Below are 12,857 nucleotides of genomic sequence, written 5' to 3'. Positions count from 1 at the left end.
CCGGCCTTGCAGTGTCTGGGCTGGCAGATAAGGTGTTTTCATTTTCAGGAAAAGCGGCGCAGCGATGCGTTACATATCTAGGTTTCCGGCGCGGGCCCATTTGGGGGCCGTGATCGGTGCGGACAGTGAGATGAGAGGCGACATGTCGACCCTGCCAACAACCCATTCCCAGGCCACATGGGTCGTGGACTCTGGCTATCTGTACAACGCCGCCGGAGAGGCTGGCCCGCTCGCCACGCTGATCCTCGCCCACGGTGCCGGCGCGCCGATGGACAGTGACTTCATGGCTGCCATGGCCGATCGCCTGGCGACACAGGGCATTGCCGTGGTGCGTTTCGAGTTTCCCTATATGGCGCAACGGCGCCTGGATGGCGGCAAGCGTCCACCGAACCCGCAGGCGCGCTTGCTGGAGTGTTGGCGCGAGGTGTACGAGGGCGTGCGGCGTCAGGTCCAGGGGCCGCTGTTCATTGGCGGCAAGTCCATGGGCGGACGCATGGCCAGCCTGCTGGCCGACGACCTTGGTGCGTCGGGACTGGTATGCCTGGGCTATCCGTTCTATGCGGCGGGCAAGCCGGAGAAACCACGGGTGGCGCATCTGGCGGATCTCGTCACGCCGACCCTGATCGTGCAGGGCGAACGCGATGCCCTGGGCAATCGGCAAACCGTGTCGGGTTATGAACTGTCGGCGCAAATCGAGCTGAGCTGGCTGGCAGCGGCCGATCACGATCTCAAGCCGCTGAAGGCCAGCGGTTTCACCCATGGGCAGCATCTGGACACGGCGGCGCGGCACATCCACGACTTTATCCTGAGTCAGGCGCTGTAAAGCGCCGGTTGCCTGGCCGGTGGCAACCGACGCGGGAGTGGTCAGCCCCCGAGACTGACCACAACCTCGGTGGCGGGTGAGCGTTTCGACCAGTTGCCGACCACGTCATGGATCTCGTAGCGCACCGGCAGGCTGCTGGAGTTGCCGACGCTTTCGACGATTTGCGCGGGGATCGGGACGACCACCTCTCGCTCCAGTTCCGCCGCGCCCAAGGCCGGGTGTTGGAGCGTCTGGTCGGCCCAGCTCACGCTGATCCGGTCGCCTTCACTCATGTGCGGGTAAGGCGCGATGATCACCCGCACGCCTTGCGGATCGACGATCACCCCCGACGGTTGCACCTGGGGTGGACGCAGGGCTTCGTTCTCATAGGGCGTCGCCGGGTCGGTATCGATGCCGCCGGGGGCTTCCAGCTTTACCCGGATGTGGCTGGCGTCGGAGTCCTCCGATGTGCCACCGGGAAATGGGCTGAAGCGATAGCTGACCGGCACCGGGTCCGGGGCGGACGCCAGGCTGCGGCTGTCGACGGACAGGGTCACGAAGCCGTTGGTGGGTGGCGCGTCGAGGGGATGATCGTAAGTGGCGGCCGGTTCCGCGGCCTCCGCCCAGTACAGATCGATATGATCCAGGGGCTTGAGGTTCAACGGCCCGACCAGCACGTTCAAGGGTTTCTCCGGGTTTTCGACATCGATGGCACCGACCCCGGCGGGATTGGCGCTGAGGATCAGCGGTTTATCCAGGTTTCGCTGATGGATGTGCTTGGACATGATAAAGGCTCCATGGGCAAAAGAGATCAGGTCACTGGCTGAAGGCGGACGGGCATCGACCAGCCACGCGCATGTCCAGATAGGCGCTCCGGCGTTTCGAGCGGCCGGTTCCGGTGACGCTGTCGACGTGGAACGAGGCCTCGGCATGACCGTAGCAAGTGGCATCCAGCACCGTTCTTGGGACGCGCAGGTCATAGCCGTCGCGGACCTGTTCCTCGGTCAATGGCGCGGAGGTGTGCGGCCACTGGTTTGTTGGATTACCGCCAATCAGCTGGTCGAAACCTTCGTAAAGGAAGTGGATGACATCGCCTGCCTTGATATTGAAGTAGGGGACGATATGCACCGGTGCGCCGTCCTGGCCGTTGGCCGTGTTGATCGCGCCGTTCTCGTTCAGCTCGGTGAATAGCGGGGCGTCGGGCCCTGCGGGTCCGCCGGGCAGTTCATCGTGGGAGCGGACGATGATGCTTTGCTCCGGCGATCTTGAAGCGTTCGGATTGCCGGCCTGGGTCACGCTGTACCACACGCGGATATCGCTGCCGGTGCCCAGCGGCTTGAACCGGCTGTTGAGAACCGGCAGATGCAAATCGCGGGCGGCGGCGACATCGCCCTCGGTGATGGCATAGGGCGGGTCGAACATCGGTTGTCCGGCCCAGAGCAGCTGGATGTCTTGCCCTTCGCGCAAACCGGGATTCCAGGTAATGACGGCACGCGCATCCCGCTCAAAATCATTTTCGTCGATCAGGTTATCCACAGCCTCGGGCGAGGCGCCGCGAATGGTGGGGCGTTGCAGGTCGCCTGGCAGCGGAAGCCCGTTGAGCAACAGCAACACATCGATGGCGGTCGAGTCCTGGGAGCTGTTTCCGGCGCGGTCCGTGACCGTATAGAACACCGGGCCGTTGAAGTCGTCCAGGGACTCGAGAAAGGCGCGGGGGTACTCGATGATGACTTTTCGCGGTTCCTCCATGTCATCTTCCTCGACCTTGCCGCCGGGACCTTCGGTGGCTCCCCAGAAGGTTCTGATCCGGTCGCCGATGGCGAAGCCGCTGTAGCCGTGGACGGTGCCTGGCAGCACATCGCCCAGTTGCGTCAGTTCTTCCGAGGTGAGGCCGTCGCTGACAGCCGGGGGGAAGTCGAGGGGCGCGAGGGTGGTGGGATAGCCGGGGGCGGTGGTGTCGATTTCGACGGGGGAGGCGAAGGAGTCGGTGAATTCTTCGCTGAAAGTATCGGTGACACGATAGGCCAGTTGATACTTGCCCTCGATCAGCTGGTCGAGGGGAACATAAAGTTCCAGGGGGTCGCCGGGCTGGTCTTCGGGCTTGATGAACTCGCTATTGCCGATAGGCACTTCGTTCCAGAGCAACTGGTAAGTTTCGCTGGTCGAGGGATTGTCCCAGACTTTGAATGTCACCAGGACCGGGGCATTCAGTGCGCTGATGGGCAGCAAACCATCTTCGAAGGCATCGGGAACATGGGGTTGGTCGAAAACAGGTGCTTTAAGTGTCATATTGATTTCCTTGTTTGAATACGGCCTTCAAGAGAAGGCCGCAGACACACTGAGGCACTTGATAAGTCTTGGCTTATAAAGGGCTTTTAGGTTTTCAGGGAATATTAAGTTGGCGCGTTAACTGCAACCGACACCGGGTTTGTTCATACTGACCGGGGCCGAGCCCATCAACGAGTTGGCCGGTTCCTGATTATGTTCAGGACGCGGTTCAACCCGATAAGTAACCTCCGCATAACCTTTGCAAATGCTGATCAACTTGGCGAGCGGGATCAGAAAAGTCAGGCCCGTGTCGATATTGGTCGGGTTGATCGTATCGGTCTTTTCATAGAGCGCGTCCGGGATAGGCGTTCCGTCCAGTTCAAACCCTTTGAACGTCAGGGCAATGTCGTGGTAGAGGCGGATATTGTCATACGGCCTGACCAGTACCGGCGTGCCGTCCGGGCTCAGGCTCGGAATGACATGGCCGGCGTCGGACAGCCGGGTGAACACCGGCTCCAGCAATCCGAGCTCGCCACCGGGTTGTTCCATTTTCGAACGCACCACCACCGGTTGACTCGGCGCCAGTGCCGGGTTGGGGTTTGTGTCGCGGGTGATGGTATAGGTCACCGGGATGGCGGCACCGGTCCCCTCGGTTTTGATGACCTGGTTGCTCACCGGAATGTCGATATCGACACCGGCATTGAAGTCCGCCTGGGTGATCCGATACCACTGATCCACCACCTGCTGGCCCCAGTGCAAGTTGACGTAGTCGTCGACGCGCAGGCCGTTGACCCAACGGAAGATGGCCCGCCCATCCAGCTCATAGTCGTCCGGGTCGATGAAGTTGTCTTCGCGGTTGGGATTGCCGCTGGTGCCCTGGATCGTCAGTGGCTGCAGGCGTTCCTCCGGAACGGGCAGGGTCAGGTAGACCGCCACGGGTTGCACCAGCGAGGACCCGACCAGTTGGCCGTTGCGGCGTACTTCATAGTGGACATTGACCGTCGCCTCGGGGAAGCGATTGATAATGTCGAATTGCAGGACCGGCGAAAGAACCGGATCGTTGTCTTCCTCGCCGTCCTGGACCGGAATGGCCGGCAACGGGTTGTTGTCGCCCCAATAGAGCGTCACCAGGTCCTCGGCCTGGGCACCCAGGTAATGTGGAATATCGACGGTGACACCGGTGATCGCATCGTTGTAGTCGATCAGCCCGCCTTGTGCGGGGCTGGCCTGTTCGACGATCGGCCGTGGCAGATCGTCCGGGATCTCGGCCAGCAGCAGGCGGATCTGCCGCGCCAGGGAGCGCGGCGAGACGTTGCCGGCACGGTCGGTGACGATATAGGTGACATCCGACAGGACGTTGCCGACCTGGGACTCGACGTCTTCAAGGAAGGCGCGAGTGAAGGACAGGGGGACTTCCTCCAGTTCGACATCGTTCATCTGCACCGTGGCCGTGGGGCCTGGGATGTTGCCCCAGAACGTCTCGATGAAGTCACCCTCGGCCATGGTGCTGTAGCTGGTCACCATCACATCGAGGCTATTGCCCAGTGCGGTCAACTCCGCCGAAGTCAGGCCATCATCGACCTCCCGGGGGAAGGCCATCGGGCCATGGCTCGGCAGGCCGGGACGGGTGGTGTCGACCTCGATCAGGGTCTCGAACGAGTCGGTTTCCTCTTTGCTGATTTTGTCGTAGACCTGATATTTGAGCTTATATTTCTTATCGGTTGGATTGACCGGGTCATTCTTCTCAACCAGCAGTTCCACGGGAATATCCAGGCTCAGGTATTCCTCCGGGTTTGCCAGGTCTTCATCGAGGACATCGGTGCGGGTACCAATGGCATCGCCCTCCCAGAACAATTGATAGGTCTGGTCGGTCGTGGCGTCGTCCCATAATCTGAAGGTGACGGGAAGTGGTGCATTAAGTGCACTCAAGGGCAATAAGCCGTCTGGAAAGGCACTTGCTACATCGGGTTTATCCAGCTCTTTGTGGTTGGCTCGGGTGTAACTGTTTTGAGTAAGAATAAGGCGCTTCTTGTTTGTGCACATATTTCTGTTCCTGATTGGAAATGGATGAAGATAAGGCGACTGACGGTGTCAGATATTGATAAGTCAGGAATGCGTTACTTCAGGTTTTATCGATAGGTGTTTTCCTATCTGGGGCTCACGTAATAGATATGTGAAAAGAGTGTCAAGCGCTTTTTAGATGTTGAGATGCTCGAAAGCATGATTTTCTTGTAGGAATGTATCTTGTGTTATTTAGGAGGTGTCCTACTTTTTTGACGGCCTTTTTTAATATTAAATCGGGGTCGAGCCTTATCAAACTATTACTTCTGTTTGGTGGAGAAGAAGTAATGTTACGCACGACTTATCGATTGGCCCCGTATAAAGGCCTCGGGAAAATCGCCTGCCTCATGGGGGCCGTATTGGGTTCCCCGGTGAGTCTGGCGCAAGACGCTCCGGACAATGAGCCCCAGGGGATAGTGGACAATCGCCGGGAAACGGTCACGGCCGAGAGCGAGGCCACTTCATGGCAAGTGATCAATGGCGGCATATTGGATATTGTCGACGGCGGCGCCGCGACCAGCGTCAGGGCTGACGGATCGACCTCCCAGGTGAGGGTCAATGGCGGTACGGTCACCGGAGGTATCCACTTGGGGGGCGCCAGGGCTACCCTCAATGAGGCGCAGGTGCGCAACGATATCGGCACGGCACTCGAACTGAGCACCGTGACGTCGGCAGGTACGACCACAGCTTCCAGGGCGGATATCCAGAACAGTACGCTGACCGGAGCCGGAATCGGAATTGCCGTGGCCGCGCTGGGGCAACTCAGTCTGGACAATACCCGAGTGTTCGGCAGCGACTTCGGCGGAGTGGGGGGCGTGGGGATCCGCTTGCTCGGCGCCACCCTGAATATGACCAACAACAGCTATGTGCAGGGCGACTCGATCGGCTTGCAACTCGATGGCCGAACCGCCGCGCCCGGCGGCCCGATTATTCCTCGGGAAGCCAATATCGTGGTCGACAACTCGACGATAGAAGGTTTGACCGGCCCGGCCATCTCGGCGGAGGAAGGCACCATTGCGAAAATCACCGTGCAGAACGACGCGCACCTGCTGTCCGGCAACGGCATCTTGCTGGACGTCGCGGGCGCCAGTAACGTCGGTTTCACCGCCGACAGCAGCCTGCTGCGCGGCGACCTGGTGGCCGATGACAGCAGCACCCTGGATGTCACCCTGCAAAACGGCGCGCAACTGTTCGGTAACCTGATCAACACCAACAGCGTGGCGATCAACAGTCGAGCGAACTGGACGCTGACCGGCGACGCCGAGGTCAAGTCGCTGTCCATGGACGGCGGCAGCGTGACCCTGGGCTCGGCCGATCAGTTCTACACCCTGTCCTTGGGCGAGCTGTCCGGCACCGGCATGTTCAATATGCACGTCAACCTGATGGACAACACCGGCGACAAACTGGATATCAACGGCGAGGCCCACGGTAACTTCCTGCTGAATGTCCAGAACACCGGGCTCGAGCCCAACTCCCCGGAGATCACGCCCTTGCACGTGGTGCACACCGAAGGCGGCGATGCGCTGTTCGAAGCGGTCGGCGGCAGCATTGACCTGGGTGTCTACTCCTATCAGTTGGAGAAGCAGGGCGATGACTGGTTTATCGTCGGCTCCGGCAAGACCATCAGCCCCTCGACCGAGGCCTCGCTGGCGCTGTTCAACGTCGGGCCGACCATCTGGTATGGCGAGCTGCCGACTTTGCGCAGCCGCATGGGGGAAATTCGCACCAGTGGCGAGGGCGGTGGCTGGATTCGTAGTTACGGCAGCCAGCACAACATCACCGCCGAGGCGGGGCTCGGCTACAAGCAACGCCAGAAAGGCTTGTCATTCGGCGCCGATCTGCCCGTGCCGGTCAGGGACGGGCAGTTGCTGGTCGGGGTCATGGCCGGCCACAGTCGTTCCGACCTGAGCCTCAATCGTGGCACCTCCGCCACGGTCGACAGCTACTCCCTCGGTGCTTACGGCACCTGGCTGCGGGACGACGGCTACTACCTCGACGGCGTGCTCAAGCTGAACCGTTTCGATAACCAGGCCGATGTCAGGATGACCAACGGCACCAAGGCCAAGGGTGACTACGACAACTTCGCCTATGGCGCTTCGCTGGAGTTAGGCAAACACATCAAGCTGCGTGACGATGTCTTTGTCGAGCCTTACGCCCAGTTGTCCTCGGTCCTGGTCAAGGGCGGCAGCTACCAATTGGACAATGGGCTGCGAGCGGAGAACGACCGTACCGTCTCCGTGCTTGGCAAGGCCGGCGCGACCCTGGGGCGTAACCTTGAACTGCGCGACGGCGGTCTGTTGCAGCCGTATCTGCGGGTGGCCATGGCCCATGAATTTTCCCGCAACGACAATACGGTGAAGGTCAATGACACGGCCTTCGACAACAGCCTGTTCGGCACCCGTGGCGAATTGGGCGTGGGGGTTTCTGCCGCGCTGTCGACGGACCTGCAACTGCATGCCGATTTCGATTACATGAAGGGCGAGCACATCGAGCAGCCCTGGGGTGTCAATCTCGGCCTGCGCTACGCGTTCTGATCGGCGCGGTCATTGACGACCGCTTTGATCCGAAGCCCTCGACGAAGGATCGCCGAGGGCTTTTTTCGTGTCTGACGCTCAACGCGCCATGACGGTCGCGCGTGACGAGATGTAGACATCGGCGGGCAATGAGGTGACCCGCCCCAGCTCGCTGATCACCTCATAGCGGGCCCGGCCACGACCATGCTCGATGGCCATCAGGCGCGCCAGCGGCACCCGCAGCCGGCAGCCGTTGCGCAGTTCGTGCTCGCTGACCAGGCGTTCGCTGCTGAAGGCCGCGGCCTCGATCTCGTTGCCGCCAGTGAGGGCGTCGAAGCCGCAAAAGCGCAGGACGATGCGGTCGCCGACTTTCATGTTGCGGTAGGGGCTGATCAGCACCACCGTGCCCTCCGGGTCCTGGCGCGGGTCCACTACATTCAGCACGTTGGCCGCGGCGAACACCGGCTCCATCAGGCCCGCCGAGCCACCCGGCAACTGCATCTGGAAGATCACCGCGACCGATTGCTTGGGCGAGTAGGAGGTGTTCGGATTGCCTTCCCGGGTCACGGTGTACTGCACACTGATATCGACGCCGCAGCCTTGTTCGGCAATCAGGCTGTTCGGTACGTTGATCACCAGATAGCAGGCGGCCTCGACATCACGAGGGGTAATCAGGTGTACCAGCGGTTGGCTGGACTGGCCCCAGAACAGGTTGATCCGGTCGCCGGCCTGGAACGCCTTGCGCCAGGCGATGACCGCGTCGGCCGAGAGTTGTGCATTGTCCTCATCCAGGTAGTTGTCCAGCCGCCGGCCATTCGGATTCTTGCCCTTGATCAACGGCGCGGCCAGGGCCTCGTTGACCATCGTCTGCGGGGTCGGGTCCTGCGGGCCGGGCAGTTGCAAAAAAACCTCGAGTTCCAGTGTCGGTGAGGTGAACACCTCGCCATTGCGGCGAACCTGGTAGTTCAGCCGGGCCGGGCCGTCGCCGTGGCGGGAAATCACCAGATAACGCGCCATGACGTTCAGCAGCAAAGGCTTGTCCAGTTCGTGGGCGGTGATGATCCGCCTGGCGGCGGCCCGTTCGCCGTTCCACAGCACGCAGATTTCGTCGCCGATGGCGACATGCTGGTAGGTGGGCACCGCGATCTTCACGCCGATGCGGGCCTGGGCATCATGGACCTGGCCATTTTCCAGTTGCAGGGCCAGGGGGGCTTGCAGGTTGGCCGGTGCCTGCTGTAACTGCAACTTGAGCATGACCGCTTGCGAGCGCACGGAGGTATTGCCGGCGCGATCGCGGACGCTGTAACTCAGGGCGAATTCGCCGTTGCCCAGGTGTTCGAGGAAACTTCGGTCGACACTGAGCCGGATTTTATCGCTGCCGAGTTGATCGGCTTGCACGGTATGGCTGGGCCCGGCCTGCTCGCCCCAATAACTTTGAATCACATCGCCCCACTGCATGTCGAAGTAACCGGGAACCGTGACGGTGAGTTGGTTGTCCAGGGCGACGAGTTCATGGTTGCTCAGGCCGTCGAGGGTGACCGGCGGAAGGATAAGGGCGGCGAGAAGAGTGCCGCCGGGTGGGCTGCGATCAATAACCAGGGGCGTGGTTTGCGACTGATAGGCGATTGCGCCCGGCCCCGTGCTGATTCGGTAACCAAGTTGATAAGTCCCTTCGACGGCGAGTGTGCTGACCGGGAGATGCGCATACAAGATATCACCCGATTGCAGAGGCGGCGTCAGTGGAATGGGGTCGCCAATCAATACATTGTTCCAGGTGAGTTGATAGCGGTCATCGGGCCGTGCATTCGGCCACAGTGGCAGGGAAACCGAGAGGGGACTGTCAAGCTCGCCGACTGGCAGCAGCCCATCCTCCGGGGCCGCTTGCTCGACACGGGGGGCGATAAGGTCCTCTTTCGTGAAGCGAGACTGTAGGGTGTTTACTAGATCCATCATAAGGATAGTCCTGCTATCTAATTGAGTGTTGTCAGGTCGTTTCACGGTCAGACGCGTTACCGATTATTGTGAGTGTTTTATGTCGGCACGTGCTGATCTGGCAAATAAGGCATGAACGTCTCAAGTGGGTAGTAACTATCTATGGGATGTCATGCCTGCTCTTTAACGAATAGTAACGGTTGAGCATTGTCAAGGGTTTTGCAGGGATGGTTTTGATGAGGTAAGTTGTGTCGGTTAAAGGTTTGTATGTTTTAGGAAGTTTCTTACTCTAAAAGTAGAGTTGATTGACTTTCTTCAGGCAATAAAAAACCCGATGACTATTAATCATCGGGTTTTCCGGGCGCTTTAACGATTACCGGTTAAAACGCTCCACCAACGAATACTGCGTGTTGGCGGTGCGGGTCAACTCTTCGCTCAAGTGCGCCGAGTCGTGCGCCTGCTCCGAGGTCTGGTCGGCCAGTTGCGCAATGGTGCTGATATTGCGGCTGATCTCTTCGGCCACCGAGCTTTGCTCTTCGGTGGCGGCGGCGATCTGGGTGGTCATGTCGGTGATATTGGCCACTGCTTCGCTGATCCCCACCAGCGCCGCATCGGCTTCCATGACTCGCGCCACGCCTTCCTGGGCCTGGCGGTGGCCGGCGTCCATGGTTTGCACGGCGTTGCCGGCGGTCTGTTGCAGCTTGGCGATCAGGGCGTGGATCTGGCCGGTGGATTCGCTGGTGCGTTGCGCCAGTTGACGCACTTCATCGGCAACCACCGCAAAACCACGACCCATTTCCCCGGCGCGGGCCGCTTCAATCGCCGCGTTCAAGGCCAGCAGGTTGGTCTGGTCGGCAATGCCCTTGATCACATCGACCACGCCGCCGATCTCGTCACTGTCCTTGGCCAACTGCGTAACCGTGCTGCCGGTCTCGCCGACCACCACCGACAGGCGCTCGATGGCCTCGCGGGTCTCGCCGGCGATATCACGACCGCGACTGGTCAGGCGATTGGCTTCCTGGGTCGCATCGGCCGTGCGCTGGACATGGCTGGCGACTTCCTGGGTGGTGGCGGCCATCTGGTTGACGGCGGTGGCCACCTGCTCGGTTTCCTGGCGCTGGCGATCCAGGCCGGTGGAGCTTTTCTGCGCCAGTTCGTCGGACTGCTTCGCCTGGCTGGTCAGGTGCTCGGCGGTGTCCTGCAAGCGGGTCAGGCAGGTTTTCAGACGGGCTTCCTGGCTGAGGATGGACATTTCCATACGGGCCTGGGCACCACGACTGTCGGTGTACATCTGCGCGATCAGTGGGTCGGAGGTGGTCTGTTCGGCCAACTGCAACAGGCGCTTGAGGCCGCGCTGCTGCCAGCTCAGGCCCATCAGCCCGAGGGGTACCGAGACCGCCGCGGCCAGGGCAAAGCCCCAGTAGGAGTTGAGCCAGATGCTGATCAGGAAGCTGACCTGGCTGACCAGGATAAACGGCAGCCAGTCCTGCAGTACCGGCAGCCACTTGTCGCGCCGCGGCACGGCCGACTTGCCCTGGTTGATGCGCTGGTACAGCGCCTCGGCACGGCGGATCTGCTCGGCGGTGGGTTTGATCCGCACCGATTCGTAGCCGATCACCTGGCTGCCTTCGAAAACGGGCGTCACATAGGCGTTGACCCAGTAATGGTCACCACTCTTGCAGCGGTTCTTGACAATGCCCATCCATGGCAGGCCTTGTTTCAGAGTGTTCCACATATGGGCAAACACCGCCTCCGGAACGTCCGGGTGGCGCACCAGGTTGTGGGGCGCGCGGATCAGTTCTTCGCGGGAAAATCCACTGATCTCGACAAAAGCGTCGTTGCAGTAGGTGATCACGCCTTTGGCGTCGGTAGTGGAAATCAACCGTTGCTGAGCGGGGAAGGTGCGTTCGCGTTGGGTAATGGGTTGGTTATTACGCATGGTTTCTCTATCCGCAAGGCTTTGACGGGTTGTCGGCAGGGCAGGGGAAATATTGAATATATTTTTCAACTTTCAGCGCCGGTTCATATTCTGGCCTTTGCGTACTCGTACCCGTCCTTGAATACGAGTCGAACACGCGTGAAGTTAATGTGTTCAGTTTTCCGTGGGGTTTAACCGAACGACAGTAGCCAATAGGTACTGTCGTTCGGTTTATCACGGTTGCAACATCGGATAAGTAAAGAAAACGAAGTGCAGTGTATTAAGTGCGACATGGGTGGCGATGGCTGCGGCCAAACCGCCAAAACGGTAGGCCAGACCATAGCCGACACCGGCTAGTGTCGCCAGTAATGCCCATTGCCAGCCTGCCCCCAGGTGCGTCAGCCCGAAGATCAGCGCGGCGCCGAACAGCGCCAGGCTTTCTCCCCGTGGCAAGGATCTGAAGCAGCGACTCAGGCCGCCCTGGATATAGCCGCGAAACAGCACTTCCTCGACCAGGCTCACCAGCAGCAGGTTGTTCAGCAGCCAGAGCCCGCCTTGTTCTGGCCACTTCGGCGCCCAGTCGACGATGCCCAGGCTGATGGCGCCGCCCAGGGCCAGCAGCGAGGTCACGGCCCCGGCAATTGCCGTGGTGCCCAGCACCCGTCGCGCGGAGCGGCGATTGACCACCCACGGGCAGACCAGCAGCAGCCAGAAGCCGACCAGCGGTTTATCGAGATTGAGGTACATGGTGAAAGGCACGGCGTCCGGGGTGAAACGCACCGCGCTGATCATCCGGCCATTCTCGAAGCCCGGCAGCCAGTGCAGGGCCAGGCCGATGGCGAGCAGCAGGAACAGGCCGTGACCCAGGTAACGAACCGGGCGATTGCGCTGCTGGAATGCCGCGGCACCGGTGGCCAGCAGCAGGGCGAAGGCGATCAGGCTGGGCAGCCCCAGATGGCCGACGCTCAAGGCCAGGGCATAACCCAGGGAAAGCAGGGCCAGATACGCCCAGGGCAAAACAGACATGCAGGGTCCTCTATTCGTTGAACAAGTAAATCCCGGTGTTGAGGGCCAACTATCATAACGTACGGGCCAGAGCCGCTGGCCAATGAAAAACAGCGGCCGTACCGGCGTGTTTTCAAGGCTGGGCTCCTCCAGCCCGGGTGATGAGGCACACTCTCAACGGCGGTTGTCAGGGATGTAGCATGACCCTGCGAGACTGAACACATAAGTAGTGCGCGGAGATTGCGCCGTGTTACTTGTGCGTGTGAGAGGCGATATTCATGAAGGGAAGAAACTGTTTCGTCGTTTGTAAGATAGTGTTTGGGGATGAATAACCGGGGGGCTGGCCGATCTGGCTTGA

Annotated in this window: 8 protein-coding genes; 2 read left to right on the top strand and 6 right to left on the bottom strand. The window is 60.5% G+C overall.

The window, feature by feature from the left end; all coding sequences use genetic code 11:
* Nucleotides 1-142 precede the first annotated feature (142 nt).
* Complete coding sequence (locus M5C01_RS00805) at nucleotides 143-823, top strand: alpha/beta family hydrolase (RefSeq protein WP_248764272.1); 681 nt, start codon at nucleotides 143-145, stop codon at nucleotides 821-823.
* Nucleotides 824-864: 41 nt separating this feature from the next.
* Here the strand turns inward: M5C01_RS00805 and M5C01_RS00800 are convergent, their stop codons facing one another.
* The 3 genes from M5C01_RS00800 to M5C01_RS00790 all read right to left on the bottom strand — a co-directional run bounded on the left by M5C01_RS00800 (nucleotide 865) and on the right by M5C01_RS00790 (nucleotide 4,999).
* Nucleotides 865-1,587, bottom strand: coding sequence for a hypothetical protein (locus M5C01_RS00800; protein ID WP_152736999.1), 723 nt, complete (start codon nucleotides 1,585-1,587; stop codon nucleotides 865-867).
* Between the two features lie 31 nt (nucleotides 1,588-1,618).
* Nucleotides 1,619-3,091 carry an addiction module component gene (locus M5C01_RS00795; protein WP_152736998.1) on the bottom strand — a complete coding sequence of 491 codons (1,473 nt, stop codon included), beginning with the start codon at nucleotides 3,089-3,091 and terminating at the stop codon, nucleotides 1,619-1,621.
* Between the two features lie 117 nt (nucleotides 3,092-3,208).
* Nucleotides 3,209-4,999: a hypothetical protein gene (locus M5C01_RS00790; RefSeq protein ID WP_248764271.1), complete on the bottom strand. Its 1,791-nt coding sequence runs from the start codon at nucleotides 4,997-4,999 to the stop codon at nucleotides 3,209-3,211.
* 419 nt (nucleotides 5,000-5,418) lie between these two features.
* On the opposite strand from M5C01_RS00790, the gene M5C01_RS00785 reads away from it, so the two are divergent.
* Complete coding sequence (locus tag M5C01_RS00785) at nucleotides 5,419-7,665, top strand: autotransporter outer membrane beta-barrel domain-containing protein (RefSeq protein WP_248764270.1); 2,247 nt, start codon at nucleotides 5,419-5,421, stop codon at nucleotides 7,663-7,665.
* 78 nt (nucleotides 7,666-7,743) lie between these two features.
* Here the strand turns inward: M5C01_RS00785 and M5C01_RS00780 are convergent, their stop codons facing one another.
* From M5C01_RS00780 to M5C01_RS00770, 3 genes are all read right to left on the bottom strand, one after another.
* A complete protein-coding gene (locus tag M5C01_RS00780) occupies nucleotides 7,744-9,597 on the bottom strand; it encodes a hypothetical protein (RefSeq protein WP_248764269.1) in 1,854 nt (617 codons plus the stop codon).
* Nucleotides 9,598-9,949: 352 nt separating this feature from the next.
* Nucleotides 9,950-11,515 (bottom strand): PAS domain-containing methyl-accepting chemotaxis protein, encoded by a 1,566-nt coding sequence (locus M5C01_RS00775; RefSeq protein WP_152736996.1) that lies wholly within the window; start codon nucleotides 11,513-11,515, stop codon nucleotides 9,950-9,952.
* Between the two features lie 213 nt (nucleotides 11,516-11,728).
* Nucleotides 11,729-12,520, bottom strand: coding sequence for a CPBP family intramembrane glutamic endopeptidase (locus tag M5C01_RS00770; protein WP_152736995.1), 792 nt, complete (start codon nucleotides 12,518-12,520; stop codon nucleotides 11,729-11,731).
* Nucleotides 12,521-12,857: the final 337 nt, after the last annotated feature.

This window comes from Pseudomonas sp. MWU12-2319 (genome assembly GCF_023242525.1).
Lineage (GTDB): Bacteria > Pseudomonadota > Gammaproteobacteria > Pseudomonadales > Pseudomonadaceae > Aquipseudomonas > Aquipseudomonas gingeri_D.
The sequence above is the reverse complement of the archived record's forward strand: the minus strand, read 5'-3'. Positions and strand labels throughout refer to the sequence as shown.